This is a genomic window from Clostridium sp. 19966, assembly GCF_032335695.1.
Taxonomy (GTDB): domain Bacteria; phylum Bacillota; class Clostridia; order Clostridiales; family Clostridiaceae; genus JACTOJ01.
Window position 1 is genome coordinate 17,679 of record NZ_JACTOJ010000017.1, and the last position, 17,970, is coordinate 35,648.

Annotated in this window: 18 protein-coding genes; all 18 read left to right on the plus strand. The window is 30.2% G+C overall.

From position 1 onward, the window contains the following. Positions 1–2 precede the first annotated feature (2 nt). The 18 genes from IAI10_RS16270 (at position 3) to IAI10_RS16355 (ending at position 17,969) form a co-directional block, all read left to right on the plus strand. Complete coding sequence (locus IAI10_RS16270) at positions 3–260, plus strand: hypothetical protein (protein ID WP_315674353.1); 258 nt, start codon at positions 3–5, stop codon at positions 258–260. A 69-nt stretch (positions 261–329) separates the two neighbouring features. Further along, entirely contained in the window at positions 330–626 is a 297-nt protein-coding gene (locus IAI10_RS16275; protein ID WP_315674354.1) for a hypothetical protein, read from the plus strand. Positions 627–811: 185 nt separating this feature from the next. Next, positions 812–1,648 carry a conjugal transfer protein gene (locus tag IAI10_RS16280; protein ID WP_315674355.1) on the plus strand — a complete coding sequence of 279 codons (837 nt, stop codon included), beginning with the start codon at positions 812–814 and terminating at the stop codon, positions 1,646–1,648. Further along, positions 1,648–2,007, plus strand: coding sequence for a hypothetical protein (locus IAI10_RS16285; protein WP_315674356.1), 360 nt, complete (start codon positions 1,648–1,650; stop codon positions 2,005–2,007). Before IAI10_RS16280 ends, IAI10_RS16285 begins: the two co-directional genes overlap by 1 nt. A 43-nt stretch (positions 2,008–2,050) precedes the next feature. Further along, the gene (locus tag IAI10_RS16290) at positions 2,051–2,503 is read left to right on the plus strand and encodes a TcpE family conjugal transfer membrane protein (RefSeq protein ID WP_315674357.1); all 453 of its coding nucleotides are present in this window, start codon (positions 2,051–2,053) and stop codon (positions 2,501–2,503) included. After that, complete coding sequence (locus IAI10_RS16295; protein ID WP_315674358.1) at positions 2,500–5,037, plus strand: ATP-binding protein; 2,538 nt, start codon at positions 2,500–2,502, stop codon at positions 5,035–5,037. The genes IAI10_RS16290 and IAI10_RS16295 overlap by 4 nt, the downstream gene beginning before the upstream one ends. A gap of 4 nt (positions 5,038–5,041) precedes the next feature. Further along, positions 5,042–7,387, plus strand: a complete 2,346-nt coding sequence (locus tag IAI10_RS16300) for a CD3337/EF1877 family mobilome membrane protein (protein ID WP_315674359.1) — start codon at positions 5,042–5,044, stop codon at positions 7,385–7,387. 8 nt (positions 7,388–7,395) lie between these two features. Beyond that, a complete protein-coding gene (locus IAI10_RS16305; protein ID WP_315674360.1) occupies positions 7,396–9,333 on the plus strand; it encodes a glycoside hydrolase family 73 protein in 1,938 nt (645 codons plus the stop codon). Between the two features lie 51 nt (positions 9,334–9,384). Continuing rightward, positions 9,385–9,891: a hypothetical protein gene (locus IAI10_RS16310; RefSeq protein ID WP_315674361.1), complete on the plus strand. Its 507-nt coding sequence runs from the start codon at positions 9,385–9,387 to the stop codon at positions 9,889–9,891. 22 nt (positions 9,892–9,913) lie between these two features. After that, positions 9,914–10,330 (plus strand): hypothetical protein, encoded by a 417-nt coding sequence (locus IAI10_RS16315; protein WP_315674362.1) that lies wholly within the window; start codon positions 9,914–9,916, stop codon positions 10,328–10,330. Between the two features lie 7 nt (positions 10,331–10,337). Beyond that, on the plus strand, positions 10,338–11,543 hold the full coding sequence (locus IAI10_RS16320; RefSeq protein WP_315674363.1) for a hypothetical protein: 1,206 nt from the start codon (positions 10,338–10,340) through the stop codon (positions 11,541–11,543). Beyond that, the gene (locus IAI10_RS16325) at positions 11,543–11,692 is read left to right on the plus strand and encodes a hypothetical protein (RefSeq protein WP_315674364.1); all 150 of its coding nucleotides are present in this window, start codon (positions 11,543–11,545) and stop codon (positions 11,690–11,692) included. The genes IAI10_RS16320 and IAI10_RS16325 overlap by 1 nt, the downstream gene beginning before the upstream one ends. Before the next feature lie 150 nt (positions 11,693–11,842). Next, on the plus strand, positions 11,843–12,727 hold the full coding sequence (locus tag IAI10_RS16330; protein WP_315674365.1) for a hypothetical protein: 885 nt from the start codon (positions 11,843–11,845) through the stop codon (positions 12,725–12,727). Between the two features lie 226 nt (positions 12,728–12,953). Continuing rightward, positions 12,954–13,640, plus strand: a complete 687-nt coding sequence (locus IAI10_RS16335; protein ID WP_315674366.1) for a hypothetical protein — start codon at positions 12,954–12,956, stop codon at positions 13,638–13,640. A 28-nt stretch (positions 13,641–13,668) separates the two neighbouring features. Beyond that, a complete protein-coding gene (locus IAI10_RS16340; RefSeq protein WP_315674367.1) occupies positions 13,669–14,481 on the plus strand; it encodes a hypothetical protein in 813 nt (270 codons plus the stop codon). A 19-nt stretch (positions 14,482–14,500) separates the two neighbouring features. After that, complete coding sequence (locus IAI10_RS16345) at positions 14,501–15,208, plus strand: hypothetical protein (RefSeq protein ID WP_315674368.1); 708 nt, start codon at positions 14,501–14,503, stop codon at positions 15,206–15,208. Positions 15,209–15,220: 12 nt separating this feature from the next. Then, on the plus strand, positions 15,221–16,087 hold the full coding sequence (locus IAI10_RS16350; RefSeq protein ID WP_315674369.1) for a hypothetical protein: 867 nt from the start codon (positions 15,221–15,223) through the stop codon (positions 16,085–16,087). A gap of 13 nt (positions 16,088–16,100) precedes the next feature. Continuing rightward, positions 16,101–17,969, plus strand: coding sequence for an ATPase, T2SS/T4P/T4SS family (locus IAI10_RS16355; protein ID WP_315674370.1), 1,869 nt, complete (start codon positions 16,101–16,103; stop codon positions 17,967–17,969). Position 17,970 lies beyond the last annotated feature (1 nt).

The following is a 17,970-nucleotide window of genomic DNA, read 5'->3' on the forward strand; positions in this document are numbered from 1 at the left end:
TTATGGGTGAAAAGTTAATAGCTAAAAGAGATTTATGTGAAGACATCAAAAAAGGTGACGAGATAGAAAGCGTACCTATTTATTCTTATATGATAGGTGAAAACACACGAATAAAAGATTACTTCCATGTTAAGGCAGATGAGATTGTCGTGAAGAAAGTTCAAACTAACAAAGGTAAAGAAGAGCTATCTTTCATAAAATGTAAAAGAACTGATATAGAAAATTATGCAGCTGCTTTAAACGAAAATATATCAAAATAATTTCGAACAATCCAGGAAATGAGGATGTTCTTTTTTTTTAACTTAAAATTAGAGAGAGGAGCAATATTTATGACCGAAGCACTAAGAAACAAAAATCATAATTTGCTTAATTCAAAGGCTGAATTGAAACTTAATGGTTTTTCCCACATAAAGGCATTACTAGATAGAAATAGAGCTTTAAAAAGCAAATTAATAAAATTGGAGAGAGAAAAGCTAGAGCTTAAGGATGAACTTTTTAAAGCTAGATATGAAAATGCAAGACTGGCAGAAAAAAGCTGCCCTTTCAATAATGCTTGTAATGAGTTTAAAAATCAAATAACTCAATTAATAATCGATCATAGAGAAAAGAATCCATTAAAAAAATAATAAATTCAAAAATATTGAAGGAGGTGATGAAATATAAATTTGAAATCCTTAGAAAGGAGGGAATTTAAATAAATACCTTAAAGAAAATAAAGGAAGTAAAAATTAGACCAACTACTCCTCAAAGGGTCGGGAAAGCAATTTTGTGGATACTGGTTATTTTTTTACTTGTAAGAGGAGCCGCTAGTGTGGTAAGGAAAGATCCTACGAAGGCAATTCAAACAAACGTAGATAAAAATCTTACAGTGTATCAATCAAAAGAAGAAATTAAAAATCAAGCAGCAGCATTCGCAGAAAGTTTTGCTAAGGAGTTTCTAACATACGATAGCAATAATTCTGATGATTACATCAATAGAATAAAAAAATATGTTCCAGATTACTTAAAAGGAAGTATGAATAGCATAAACTCTAAGTCTCAAGCTGAAGCAGACGACGTTATAGCTATAAGTAGCAATTTTTATACTAATACACAATTAAATATAGATATAAAGGCTAGAGTAAAATATAGTACACCAAATGTTCAAAATGATATTACAGGACAAATAGAGACTAAAGTTTCAATAAAGGATGTATATCTTAGGGTTCCGGTGGCATTTAAAGATAATAGATATGCAGTTGAAGATTTACCTACAGTTATTTCAGACCCTGGTACAGCAGATATATCTGATAATCAATATAACGGAAAAGCTGCAGATGATTCTTATATAAATGCTATAAAGGATACACTTACTAGCTTTTTAAAAACATATACTTCTGGAAGCTCAAGTGAATTATCATATTATATGCTAAATCCACAGTTTAATGTTAATGGAATTAAAGGGTTTAAATTTGATAATATAACTGATTTAAGAGTATTTAATCAAGCGAACAACGAATTCCTTGCATTAGTCACATTTTCTCTAACTGATAGCGACTCTAATCAGGATATTAAACAAAGAGTAAATTTCACTTTAGTTAAGAAGGATAGGTACTATATAAAAAATTTTGATACTAGAGTAGATAATTTGAAGGAGGCGAACAAATAGTGTTAATGAGGATAAAAGAAAAATTAAAAGATAGCGAAAGCCATAAACTGGATTCCTTGAAGAGTAGAACAATATCATCGGTTGCAATGTCAGCTATTATGATCATAGGGTTAGGCACAAATGTTTTTGCTGCTTCTAATACTTATGCAGATAACATATCAAATTTTTTAATTTCCGGTGCTAAAACAATAGGGTTAGCAATTACAGCAGTTTATGGGGTTAAAATGTTGACGCAAAGAGCATTTATTAAAGGAGTATCTTTTTTAATAATGGCGGCCTTTTTCCTAGCAATTATAGCATCTCCAGATAAGGTGTTACAGTTAGGACAATCTCTATGGTCAATTGTTACTGGAGGCTAATGAAGGGAGGAATAAACAGCACGTATAAGTGCTGTTTATTATTATGAATGAAGATAAAGAAGATTATTTAATACTAAAAACCTATAATTCAGTGTGGAAAATTGACAGAAAGATATATGCAATTGAAGGAGGAAAATTACCATTTCCAGTAAAGCCAAATGAAGCTATGTATTTTGTTATAAGCGTGGCCTTGAGTATGCTTTTAAATAAGATAATTCCATTTTATAGCGACTTAAATCCTATGCTTCGGTTTGCTTTAATTCCATATGGAATAACTAAATTTCTTACAAATCAAAAATTAGACGGTAAACTACCACATAAGTTTTTCTTTGATTACTTAATTTTTAAAATATCTCCCAAAAGATATCTAAGATTCAAGCCAATAAAAAGCACTAGCAGAAGCAGATTTGACAGCAAAATTGTATATAGGCAATGGAACTGTGTCGATAAAACTCAACAGATACTTTCTAAAAAAAGAAAAGGGGGAGTGATATGAGCACGATTAACATACAGTTCCCAATAAAATATTTTGAAGATAATCTTATTTTTAACACCCAAAAAGATGAATGTTGTGCGGTTTATAAACTTGTTGGATTTGGATACGATTTTAGATCGAATGACTCAAAAATAAGAATACTAAATAAATTGACGAGGTTTATGAGCAACATAGGTGAAGAAGCTCAAATTTTAATGATACCAATAAGCCAAGATATAGATTCACATTACAATAGACTAAAAAAATGTTTAAAGAAAAGTGATCCTCTATATAATGTAGCACTTGGACATGCTACACACACTGCGGCATATCTAAATCCTAAAATAATTGATAAAAGTACAGGACGAGAAATAAAGAAAGAAGAGCCCTCAGATTATAGCTTTTATGTAATAACTAAGATTAAACTGAAGCAAGACATAATTAAAGATATAAAAGAATTTTTCAAGTATTTTGTACATGAACCTGTACAATCTGTGCAAGAGTTTTTTGCACTTGATGCCATTGAAATTATGGAGAGTAAAATAGCAAGTTTTCAAAGGTTAGCTACTGATTATTTAAACAAGCAAGATGTAAGATTAGCTTTGGATAAAGTAAGTGAATATGAGATACAGTTTCTTATACGAAGGCCAATGTTTAGAGGATTAGGTGAATTTCAACTTAGAGGTGATGAAGAAAATTTATGGACACCATTTGTTGAAAATACTGTGAAGAACGGTCAGCAAATGATTAGACCAGATTCCCGACAAGTTTTAACTTTAATGGATGGAGAAATGTGTTTAGATGAAAGCAGAACATTTAAGGTGGAGCATACTGATGGCAGGACATCTTATCAAGCATTTTTAGCTGTTACAGATATACCCCCACTAAGATTTCCTGGAGGAGAATGGTTTCTGCTGCTACAGGATTACCCCATAAATACGGAAGTATGCATCAAAATTAACACTATAGAACATAATGCTAGTATAAAAAATATAACCAAGAAGCGAAAGGAAATAAAAGACCAAATAGAGCATATAGCAGAGAATGATGAAAGTGTTCCAGAAGATTTAGCAGATAGCATGGACTATACAGATGAGCTAGAAGCAGAATTAAAACCATCAAAATCCCCAATGATCCACGCATCAATATATATATGCATATATGATGACAACAAGGAATCTCTAGAGAAAAATGTTTCGTTCATAAAAGGTATTTTAGTTGATGATAATTTTATGGTAGAAAGACCATTATCAGATCAAATGGCACTTTTTATGGAATTCCTGCCAGGGACTCAAAGATATTTGACAGATTATATACAAAAGTTGCCACCTAGAACTTTGTGTGGAGGAATGATCGGAGCAACAAGAGTCCTTGGAGATAATTTAGGACCATATATAGGCACCACAGGAGATATGAAAAAAAAGGTATTCTTAGACGTCTCTAGAGCATGTAGAGTAAATAGAAGTGCATCAGGAGTATTTGTAGGTACTCTTGGTGGTGGGAAGTCTTTCAATGCAAATTTGTTGCTATATCTAGCAGTTATGTACGGTGGGAAAGGTTTAATATTAGATCCAAAAGGAGATCGTGGGGATTGGAAAAAGGATCTTCCTGAATTAAAGGATCAAATAAATATAATTACCTTGTCGAGCAGTGAGGAGTATAAAGGAACATTAGACCCTTATTATCTATACAAAAATGATTTAGAACAAGCAAGTTGGTTAGCTATATCAATAATATCAGAAATGTATGGGATATCTTCTAAAGATGATGAGTATTTAATTTTGCAGGAAGTTACTAAATGGGTAAAGAAGCAGGAAAATCCTTGTATGCTAAAAGTTGCACAGAAACTATTAGAATTTGATGATGATGATGAGATTCTAACTAGAAAAGCTCATTTACTTGGAAGGAAAGTTAATAACTTAAAAGATATGGCTATGGCAGCGTTATTGCTTGGAGATGGCACTCAGGAAGAACGAGCACTTAGTTTTGATAAAAAAATAAATATAATTCAAATACAAAACTTGGTGCTACCAGATCCTAAAAAACCTAAGGAAACATACACACCTGAAGAAGTATTATCAACAGTGTTAATGATTCCGGTAGCATCCTTTGCAGATAGATTCAATCACATGGATAGAAGCTATTTTAAATGTACACTTTTTGATGAAGCCTGGGCACTTAAATCAACATCTTCAGGTCGGCAGATGATGAGCAAGCTTGTTAGGGAAGGACGTGCACTAAATGCTGGATGTTTCTTTATAACTCAATCAATAAGAGACATAGATGATGAAGAAATAAAACCACACATATCGTATAAATTCTGTTTTAAGGCTACTGACAATAAAGAGATAACTGCAATTTTAGATACTATGGATCTAGACTGTACTGAAGAAAACATGGATGTTATTAGAAATCTTGAAAATGGACAGTGCTTATTTCAGGATCTTGATGGTAGAACGGGAGTACTTCAATTTGATGCTGTATTTGAGCATTTAATATTAAATGCATTTAATACTAATCCTGAAAAAGTTATCAACTCCATGTCAGGGGAGTGAGCATATGAAGAAAAAAAATAGGGTTATTTTAGTTACTATAATATTAACTATTTTTATGTCATTAATTTCTGGAGGAATATCTGCAAAGGCTGCAGATAATCCGGAAAATGCGATGTTTCCAAGTGCTCAAGAATTATTTAATGGCCAAGATAAAGATAAATATTTAAATGAATATAGACCGAATTATTATTTAGATTTAAAAAAATCCGGAGGAATATTTAAAGCTTTTGACTTTTCAATATTAAATACTTTAGCCAATGCTATTTTTTCATTAGAAAGTGTTCTAGCATATGCAGTTATTGTAGTTGTATACTATGCGTTTAATTTAAATATATATGATTTTTTCTCAAGTTATTTGAATGCTATTTCTAATGCACTTAAGACTACAGTTTTTGATCAACTATCAATGGCTGCTATAAGTTTAGCTGGAATATTTTTTGTAATTAAATTATTAAAGGATCAGAGGACTCAAATATGGACAGGATTAATTGAAGTAATATTAGTTGCAACTTTGGGATATGGCTTTCTAACTAATCCAACTCAAGTATTAAACACTGTAGATAAATTTAATAGGGAAATAAGTCAAAATATCTTAGAGGGAACTTACTTTGCAACTAACAATGGGGCATCGTCATCTTCTTCTACAATGGCTGTCTGCAATAACTTATGGGTTATCTTTGTACATAAGCCATGGGAAGTAATGGAGTTTGGTAATACTAAAATTGCAAGTCAGTATGAAGACAAGATACTAACAATGGATCCAAGTTCGGATGATAGGCAAAATTATGTTAATGATATTGCTAAGGATGGCCAGCACTTTCAATCAAGTGTTGGGAAAGGAAGATTCGTAGTATCAATAGTGTATCTTTTAATATTTATTATAATGGCGATAGTTATAGTGCTACTTTGCTTTTTTATGCTAGCTTTTCAAATATTTAGCGTATTAATTAGCTTGTTTGCGGCAATTATATTCCTGTTAGCTCTTATACCATGGTTTGGCTTTAAAATAATTAATTCATGGGCAGGTAAAATCATAGGATATATGAGTATGCGTATAAGTATATCATTTTTATTAGCTGTAGTATTTTCTTTCATATTAGCCACCTATGAAATGTCTGATAAGTATTCTATATTTGTTATTATGCTTTTGCAAATCGTAATAATTGTAGCTGCTTATTGGAAACGAGAAGATATATTTAATATGGTGCTAAATTTCTCAAAGAATTCAAAAGAAGCATTTAGGGAGCCTAGCAATATTCATAGGCATGTAAGAAATGATAATTTATTGTCATCACAAATTAGGAGAAATAATAAGGACCGCAATAGTAATATAGGAAGCAACATAAGAAGTAGTACTAATGCTTCTCCACAAGGTGGGGCATCAAGTTATCAAAATAGAAATAATACAAGCAAGGGAGCAAATAATACTACTGCATCAAACAAAACTGCTTCAAGCTCCAGTGGAAATAATACTGGCACAAGTTCTACTGGTAGCAATATTAATAATCAGAATCAAGGGAAAAGCCAACAACAAAGCAACCCTTCAAATTATAAAAGCAATCAGGCTCAAAGAAATAATATCGAAAAGCATTTACAAAACATCAATACAGCTATAAATGAAGGAAATAAAGACAGAAAAGATGATAAGATTAACGATAATCTTAATAATATACGGAAAGACACAAGCAATATAAAAGAAAATGCGCATACTCCAAATAACGACTTTGCTTATGAAGAAAATCCATATGCATCTCAACGACATTATAATAACGCCAATCTAAATGACAGACTCAGACTTGCAGAGGATATATTGAATAATAGGTACGAAGCCTCAAAATATATGTCTGAGAAGAAAGCTGCAAAAGAAAATACAGAACCTAAATATAGTTATTTTGTACAAAAGGCTATGAGTAGAGAAGAAATGAATTTACCTAGATTTGAAGAACGCCAAAAAATTGCTGTTGCCGCTCAAATCGATAAGGTGTATAAAAGCGGCGGAGATGTCAATCAACTGTATATCATGAGTGATGAACAAAATAATGATGTAGAAAGGCCTAAAGCAGTTGTGGCTGAAGAAAATAATAATGAAGGTCATGTAGAACCTAAAGAAATAGAAACTAATCTTAATAATACTGGCCCAGAAACATTAATTAATGATTTTAATAATGAATTTAATAAGAAATACGATGTTAAATTTATGGAAAATTTGATAAAAAAATATGGCAAAGAAAATGTTAGACAAGTATTAAACGAAATGAAAAGAATTAATAAAAAAGATAGTATTAAAAACCCAGCAGGATACATTACTACTAGCCTAAGAAATAATAAAATTGAGAGAAACGAGGATTAGTGGGTGATATGGGGATAATCAGAAATAGAAATAGAAACAAGAAATCTAAAAAGAAAAAAGGGATAATAGCTGGTATAGTAATTTTGCCAGCTATTATGCTTATTATGATAATATTTATGGCAGCAAGCATGGAAGTAAATTTCTTTGGTAGTGATACAGTAGATGCAAGTTTATCTGACGCTGACAATCAGAAAATGCTACAGGTGATAAAAGATAAAACTGAAAAAATGAATAGTGATAATACATTTAAGGATAATGGAAATAAGATTGGTAAATTTGTAGACTATTACAAGACAGATATTCAATTTAAGCAAGGATGGGAATACACTCTTGCTTATGTAAAATATTGGCAAATAAATCAAGATAAAGACACATATAAGAGCTATAATGATGTCCTTAATTATATAGATAAAGTAATAGATATAATAAAGCCTAAGTTTACATATAAGAAAGACAAGATAGTTACAGTAAGAGAATATAAGGATATTGAAAAGTATTTTGATCAAGCACATGGATCACCGGATGGGAGTATAGTTATAGTAAGTTCGAAACCATCAAATTTTCAACCTACTAATTATAGTTCAGGAACAAAGATTTATGTTAAAAATGAAAATACAACATACTTAGTATCGAATGGAGTTACTAGCAACTTTTCTGTTAGTAGTGGAGTGCCTCCTGGGACCTCATATAAAATATTTGTTACACAGCCTGATAATTTAGATCAGTTAAATGGACAAATTATATATGTATTAAATGATAATGCGACATATCAAGTCAGGGATAAACATGTCAGAGATGATTATGACGGAGATTATACTTATTATTACCTTCAAAAAACTTCAGATGGAAGACCAGATGAACTAAAGAATGTTATAATATGTCCTCAAAAAAGCGATATGAAAAGTGCAGATCAGTATAATAATAACGATATTATATATGTTATAAATGAGAATAATACATATAAAGTAAGTAAAACAAGTGGATTAGGATTTAGCACATTATCAGGAAAACCAGTTGAGATTGGGAATGTAATTCTTTTGGATGCAAGACCTAGTAACTTTAGCAGAGATCAATACAAGACAGGAGATATTATATATGTAATATCTGAAGATACCACATACAAAGCTCAGGAAAAAGTAGTATGGAAAACAGATAAAAAAGAAGATGAAGAATATTTTTTAACTGAAGCAAAAAATGTTAAAGGTACCTTCAGCGTAACATATAAGTCTCAGACTGATGTTGTTACTAAACCTGACGAAAAAATCACTACAACCAAACCTGTAATTGATGGGATAAAACAGACAGATGCGCAGTATCAAAATTTAAAGAATATAATAAGAGGTCAATATCCAGAAGAAGATTTAGACAGTGCAGCTGATGCCATTGTAAGTACGGCATCTAATTTTTTGGGACAAGACATATCAGACCCAAGTATATTTTATACCGGCTCTGGTACATTTGGAGGAAGTGGAGAAGCTTTTACAGGAAGTGAAGCAGATTTCATAAACAAGGTTGCTCCAGGAGCAGAGGATGCATATAAAAAATACAAAGTATTACCAAGTATTACATTGGCTCAGGCAATGCTAGAATCAGGATGGGGAAGTTCTGATTTAACTAAAAAAGCTAATAATTTATTTGGAATGAAAGCTTTTAGCGATTGGACAGGCCCTTATGTTGAGATGCTAACTAGAGAGGAAAATTCAGATGGATCTTCATACTATATTAGCGCAAAGTTTAGAGCGTATAATAGTTGGAATGACTCTATAGACGACCATGGAAAGTTATTAACCGGAAACTTATATTCGAAGGTTATTGCTGCATCTAACTATACTGAAGCTGCTAATGCACTTCAGGAAGCTGGATATGCTACAGATCATAATTATGCAAATTTACTTATAGGATGTATTCAAAGGTATAATTTGGATAAATATGATAAATCAAATTAATAATAAAGCACTTCATGAAAACATGAAGTGCTTTATGTTTAGGAGGAATAAATGGAAAGTAAAAAAGTAAAAGTAATATATAAATTGAGTCAAAAAGGACAAAAAGATGCTTTTTTAAAAGGAATTTCATCATCTAGGGAGCAGACATTTGCAGTAGATTATCAGGACTATATGGAAAATATAATTTACATTAATGATGAAGGTGAATGCATACTGGATGTATCTGGAATAATCTATGGATTTATATTCGTAGGTGGAAGGGTAGAAGAGTTATTGGATAAAGAGTTTGATGAGACTCTTAATGAACAAGAGTTATTAAAATGGATAGAGGATCAAGTAACTTCATTAGAAGCAAGAAAACAAAAGGCAATTGCTAATAACAAGAGAGCACAAATAAAAATATGGACTATTACGAATGTAATATTATTTGTAGTAGCTATACTTATTATGATTTGTATAGGAGCAAACATTAGTTTTAAAATGGTTTTAAATTTAATTGCGGCATCAATAATACTAACAATGTGCTTATGGTGTACATGTCATAGTATTCCTAAATAGGAAGACGTAAGGAGTGGCTAAGATGTCTAAGAATGTATTGAACATAAGTAATAATAATTATGGAGAGTATGCAGAGAGACTTGGAATAAAAGACCGTGACAGCTTTAATAAGTTTTTAGATAATTTAAAAGAAATGTCAATTACAAGATGTTTATCCGGAGTAGTTGAATATGAAGACCTTAGGGATATCGCTAAAACTTTAGCAGCTTTTGATGAAATCACATTTGATAACGAATATATATCCTATATGAAAATCGGAAAATTAAGCAAGTTAAAACTGCAAAAAGATATGACTCAAAAGGAAATAATTAAATGGATTTATAATGGAATGATAAAATCTGTAACAGAAATGATCGATGAGGATATAAGATATGATCAAAAGAATGATTTTCTATTTGATTTAAGAGATTTTCTATGTCTAATAGAAATTTGGAGGTGATTGGCCTTTGGCTAAAAAAATATTTCTATCACTAGGAAGTGAAGAGCTTGAAGATATTTTTAGAAGCTCTGAAGATGTGGAGATAATGGAAAGTGAAAGTAACTTAGTTACGGTGTTAGATCTTATAGAATATGTTCAAATAGAATTTTTATTTATAAATACTTTATTGGATGACGAAGAAGAGAATATTGCTAGAATAATAAAAAAAGCGGAAAAGCTAGGCATAAAATCCATAGTTCTTGTTGATAATTTTGAAAATAAAACATTCATATCTTTTCTTGTGGGATTAGGGGTTCACAGTTTCGTAGAAATATCAAAAGTAACTAAAGAAATTATAAGAGAAAATGTAAATCATTATCCAAGAGAATTTGACTTTACACTGCTATCATCAAATATTAAGACAAGCACAGATGTAAAAAAAGAAACTGTTGTTCGAACAGTAAAGCATATAGCTGAAAAACAAAAAACTGTTGAGGTTGTTAATGGAATTACAGCTGTAGTAATATCTAATGCTCCTACAGGGAAAAGCACTTTGGCATGGATTATAAGCCATTTGTTTGCGGAAAGAGAGTATAACACAGCTTTAGTAAATATAGATCAATATCATAGTGCAAATATTCTTTTAGGGACTATAGAAGATCAGGTTCCATTTGAAGAAGAAAAAACTGAAGGAATATCAATCAAAAATAACTTTACCTTATTTACAGGTGAATTTATGGGAGAAGAGATAAGCAAGGATAAATTTCAAAGCAGTTTAGATGATATTAGATTAAAGTTTGATGTTACAATTATAGATTGCAAAACTGGATATAGTGAAAATATGATGGCAGCAATGATTAATAGCGATGTTATATTATTTGTTTTTGATATGAATAATGTACATACAAGACTTAATATAAGCATGATTGAAAAACTTAAGGGAAAAATTAATCCTCAGAAAATTATAGTTATTATTAATAATAGTTACCGCAACATAAATGAATATGAAAATACCATAAAGTTCATAAAGTCTATGAAAATAAAATTTAGAGATATATTATCGATTAAAGCTTCTGGTGAATGTATTTATGAATGCATGTTTAGTACAAAAAATCCTGTAGCTGTTTCCAAAGACAAAGAATTCATAAGAGATTTGCAAACACTAATGAAAAGTCTAAATGCAAAAGAATCTAAAAAAGGTATATTTAAATTTTTAACAAGGAGGTTCACTTAATGGATAATAATAATTTTATAGTAAATGGAGATACAGAAGGAGGTATGTCATTCACAAACAAAATAATAGAATCGATTATTCTTAAAGATACGAAAGGGAAAGTAATAGTTTTAGATCCGCAATTTGATGCTGTAGATAGTAATTATTAGGACAGTTAGGTATAGGGTTTAAAATAGCTTCTATTAAAAAAAAGTGAATTTAGGAAAAAGCTTATACCTAAATATGCAACAAATCAAAACAGAAAAATCAATGGCGAGGAATACGTACTAAGGGCATATTAAGTAGTTTAGGAGGATTTTATGTATATTGATATTCTAATTAGTTGGTTAGGTTATATTTTTATAATGTATTTATATTTTAATATTTTCAAAGAATTGTTTCCGATGAACAAGAAAAGGTTTATTTTAATATTTTTGCTAGGAGCAGCATTATCTTTTCTATCGTTTTATTTAGGATTAGTATTATCTGCAGTTTCATTGATATTAATGCTAATACTTATACTTTTAAAACAATGCAATAAAGATAAATTTAAAAAATATATTCAGGACAACTCAATTAAAGGATATAACATAATTTTTAAAATGGTTAACGGTAAAGAAATAGATATTTCTACTACAGTGGAGGGATTTGAAAAAATAAAAAACTGGTTTGAAAATGATTCTGAGGAAAGCTACTCATCAGAAGTTACTTGCAGTTCAAAAGAGGGCATTATAAGTGGTAAGACGATTTTATTAAATAAAGTCAATATAGTTGAATTTTCCTTCGAAACTGTTACAAATAGGATAAATATACTCAATTTTATTAAGTATATTTTTACGTATCCAGCTCCAAAGCTAATTGACCTAACTAGCTTTGCTAGGTCGTTATTTGCCATACCTACTATATTAATAATATATATATTATATAGTAGATATGCCCTAAATATAAGCATAAATAGCACCTTAAATAATGAAAATGCAATAAATTATGTCTTTCATGTAACTATGTTGGCTATAGCAATTGTATTTATTATAGCATATTTGATTTTCTTCCTTATAAAAATATTTTTTTGGAAATCTGGAAATCGCAATTATTTTTATAAAGTAGAGAGCCAAAGAAGATATAAAATATATGATTATGCAATTTCCAATTTTTTAGTGATTGCACTTTTTTCTCATGTCATTTTGTCTACGGTTTTATTTTAGAAGGAATGCTACGGTCTGAATATAGCTTATTATCTATTATAAAGCTTCTGGCGAATACATTTATGAATGTATGTTTAGTACAAAAAATCCTGTAGCTGTTTCCAAGGACAAGGAATTCATAAGAGATTTGCAAACACTAATGAAAAGTTTAAATGCAAAAGAACTAAGAAAGGTATATTTAAATTTTTAACAAGAAGATTTACCTAATGAGTGAGGAGATGGAATATTGGCTTATTTAAGAATTGCTTTTATGGTACTTGGAATTGTATTTTTGGCGCGTGAGCTACTAAAACATCAGAATATGCGAAATACTTTCTTTTGCACTGCGGGAATATTACTTATTTTTAAAAAAATTGTTATAGGAAGCAATCTCGATAGTATTGTCCCCACTTTTATTATTAATATAATAATTATCTTAGCAGCGACTACATTATTAATGCTGTTAATGATTAAAGCTTCCACATTACATGTCAGCATCCGTAAGGCTATGCCAGAAGAAACGCATGATATAAATGAATATAAAGCAAAAAATAATACGGAAGGAAGAAAACATATATTATCACTTATAGATGATATCGAATGGTCGTCGGCGGATAATAAATCTAGATATTCAAGTATAAAAGAAAGCATAAATATTTTAAATAATACTTTAGAGTTAGATCTTCTTGAACATACCCGTAACAATGAAAATAAACTAGCTGGTTTTTTAACAGAGAGGCAGAAGCAGTGTATATTTTCATTTACATATAATATCAACGGAAAAAACGCTCAAGGAGCATATCATGAGTTATATGACTTCATAGAAAGTTGTGGAATGTTGGATGGCAAACCTATAGACATAATTGAGAAAATTATAATTAAGAACGAAATAATGCAGATTGAAAATCTCATGGAAAAGCAGTGTACAATCTAAATATATGAATCATGGAGGTAAAATAAATATGCTAGGAAGGTCAAATAAATATAACGGAAGAGAAAAACAAATTAAAAATAGTTTTTGGAAAGGAGCTGCTGTCACATCTATACCAGCAATAGTTGTTATCGTGGTTTTTTACCAAGTGTTTTTCATTCCGATAGCGAAAAAAAATACTGAAGATCAAATTTTAAATGAGAATAAAGAACAAAAACAGGTTGTTTATATATTAAATAAACCTGTAATTGCAGGGAATCCAGTAGAGAGTAGCGATTTTACACCGGTACCTAATAATAAAGAAGCGGTACCAGATAACGCATTGAAGGACGTAAGGACTGAAGCTTTAAAAGGTATGGTATATAAGATAAATCTTAATAAAAAGACCTCAATCACTTCAGCTATGATTGTAAAGCAAGAAGACTATGCGGCAAATGATATAAGAAATCAGGATTATTCAGATATTGCACTTAGTAAAAATTTAAAAGTAGGAGATTATATAGACATAAGATATAAGGCTAAAGATGGTAGTGATTACGTCGTAGTTGCAAAGAAAAAAGTGCTTTCTATAAATGCACAAACATTAATTATAAATATATCCGAGCAAGAAAGGCAATATAAAAATAATGCTACGGTAGCGGCATCACTAACCGGAGGAATTTTATATACTACAATTTATATAGATCCTCAAAATCAGGAAGCTGCTAAGGTAACTTACGAATTAAATGATACTATAAAGAAAATGATAACGAGCAATCCTAATGTTGTTAATAGCGCTGAAAAAGATCTTAAAGATAAAAACGCATCTACAGTAACTACAGATAAGCCTAATTTTGCTAACTAGTAAGGAGGAAAATTTGAAAATGAAAAAATATCTATTTTTAGGAGCTAAACGTACTGGTAAAACTACAAACATGATACTATTAGCAAAAATATTGGCCAAGCTAAAAAAGAAGGTATTAGTGGTTGATACATCATTCGATCAGGGTATAAAAAGCTTTTTTTGTTTTAATAGCGATATTGAAAGTTTGAACCCTTTGGAAGATTCTAAAACAATCATAAGAGATGACTTTGAAATAGTCTTTGGACAGCAATACAAGACATTTGATATTAATAGACTTAAAGAATATAACTTAGAGAAATATGATTATGTTTTTTATGAAGGCGATATAAATGTGCCAATGGATTTAATTCATTCTGCAGAAAGGGTATTTTTATTTCAAGATGGAGATAAGGCTGCTCTTTATGAAAATAAAGATATATTAGGAAAAATCAATATTGAAGAAAACAAGATAATTATAGTATTTAACAGTATGCTAAATATTGAATATGGGCCAATGTATCTGCTATCAGAGCTGGTTAAATATATAAAAATTAAGGATCTTTCAAAAGTAAATGAAAACATAGAAATTCTATTCGATGAACGCAATTTAGGAATTATCCAGGAAGGAAAGATGAATGGGAAAATAGATTTAAAAAAACTCACAGACGAATATAAAGGAGCGTTATTCGATTTTATTAATATTATAGAAAAAGTTGATATAAAGAATTTTAAAAAAATAGCAAAGTAGAAGGTGATAATTATGAAAATAGCATTGTGGAGTCCACTGCATGGCCGAGGGAATACGACTAATGGTTTAGCAATTACATTGGCTTATTCGCTAAATTATGAAGGTGAAAATGTATTGATAAATACACAATACACTAAATCAATAATGGAAGGTGCTTTTTTTAGTGGTAGAAAATTAGCGGAATTAAGGAGCTATGATTATGGAATTGATTTTTTAGATAGGTTAGCAGTTGGAAATGCAAATATACAAAAGGAAGATTTCTATAATTGCTCGGCTAATATAATAGATAAAAGACTCAGTATAATTTTTGGAACTGATAAAATAAGTTCAGGGATGTATTCTGCTTCAATAAATAACACTATTAAAAACATAGTGAATACTGCAGACGAGCATTACAACCTAGAATTTATAGATGTAAATTCTGGGCTAAAAGATGGTATAACAGAAAAGGTACTGGATAATGCGGATCTAGTAATTGTGACTTTAGAGCAGAATGAACAAATGATTAGCGAATTTTTTACTGAAGACCATGAAAAATTAAAAGATAAAAATAAAAAAATAATTATAGTTATTGGCAGGTATGATTGTGAGAGTAAGTGTTCTCAGAAGTATATACAGAAAAATTATAGATATCAAGATGAAATATTTTCAGTTCCATATAATATTGATTTGCTGGATTCTATAAATAATCATAGGATCCTCGATTATTTTTATGTAAATAATAAATTTGTAATGAAAGAAGATAATAATTTCTTTTTTCAGGAAGTAAACCGGATATGTGATAGAATAAATTCGTTTTCTGAGGAAAATACTTTAAAGAAGCCGCTTGGAATGGAAAATATGTACACTAAATTCAAAAAAATATTAATGGCAATTTGAAGGGGGTTGAAATATGATTGCTTTTCTAAGTAAAGTAAAAGGCGCACTGCTATCAAAAGATATAGATGAAGAAAAAACAGAAAAGTACACCTTAAAAAACGTTCAATTGTATGTTGAAAAATCTTTAGAGTATTCAAGGAGGCACGAAACAGAGAATACAGGCATGACAAGTGCTCAATATAGAAAACAAGAGGAAAAAAGAAGGACTTTATTAAAAATATCCCAAAATTGCGGTAAGGGGGATATTGCAGCTAAATTATATATGAAGAAGTATATAGCTGATATTATAACAAAAGAGTATGGTGTAAGTAGAGATAATATTGACTATATATTTAATTTTAAATCTCCTAAAACAGCTCAGGATAAATTTGAAATAATTTTATATTCATATAAAAAAACACATGAATATTGGGCATTGGACAAGTTGCTGGACAAGTATCAATTAAATAAATTCAGGAATATAGATGGAGTTAAGTGCTGCGTAATAACAGTAGATGATATAAATGATATATTTAGCAAAGAAAGTATATCCGTTGCAAAAGAAAAAATAAATTTATCATTTGAAGATAAATTAGAAATAATAGTTCAAAGAATTTATCAGGATACAAAAGGTTTGGGTGTCATAGATGAGATTAGAGATATGTTTTGTGATGGTATAAGCATAGGAGTATCTGGAGTACCAATAGATTTTATAGGTAAGCTATCAGATATGCAGATAAGACAGAATATAGATGCAATACAAAATTATAAATACTCTTATGATAGCATATGGCTTTACAGGGGAAAGGAAATTCATTTAGATTTTCTAAGCTTTGGATCACAGCACGAATTAGAGAGAGTATGTAAATTAATTTATAAATTTCATGATACTGCTCAATTGACAAGATCAGATGGATATATATTCACATATATGGCTGATTTGTCGAGAGCTGTAACATTTAGACCTCCGTTCGCGGAGTCATGGTGTGCATTTATAAGGAAATTCGATGTAGATCCTAATTTAGATATATTATATAAACAACAAAATTATGATATTGTTAAGGAATTGCTAGAATTCTTCGGAAAGGGAAAGGCAAAGCTTGTTGTAACTGGACCTCAAGGGGTAGGGAAAACAACGTTGTTGATAGCAATTATAAGAAATATGTATGCCAATACAGCCATAAGAGTATGGGAAGACTATTTTGAGGCATTTTTAAGACTTAAAATTCCTGGTGCCGGCAGAAATATTATGACAATAAGAAAGACTAAAAACATTAATGGAGATAAAGCAATAGCTGCCATAAAAAAATCGAATGGTGATATTACTGTAATTACAGAGGCAGCAGAAGATGAACACATTAAATATATTATTAAGGTATCACAAGCTGCATCAGAAACAACGGTATACACACATCATGCTAATGATGCAGATGCATTAGTTGACGCTTTAACTAATTCAGGCGTGAATTCAGGGGCATTTACTAATGAAGAATCTGCATTAAAAGCAGTCTTGAAAACATTGGGGTTTGATGTACATCCTGAAGCAACGCCAGATGGAGAAAGATATATAGAAAGAATAACTGAATTTATTATCGATGATGAAAATCAAACAGAGGATATATTAGATAAATTTGCAAATTCAAGAATTACTGATAGAGATAGTAAGCTTGATGTAATGTTTGAGATGATAAAAAGCATGTATATAAGTAAAAGAAAAAAGAATAAAGGATATAAGGATGTAAATATTGTTGAATATGATCCTATAGAAAAAAAATATATAATAACTAATCCTATAAGTGCGAAGAGAAAGAAAGAAATTATGAAAAAGCTACTTCCGGAAGATCAAATAAAGTTTCAAAACCTTATGGATAGAATGGAGAAGATGATCGAAAAGGGGGCGTAAA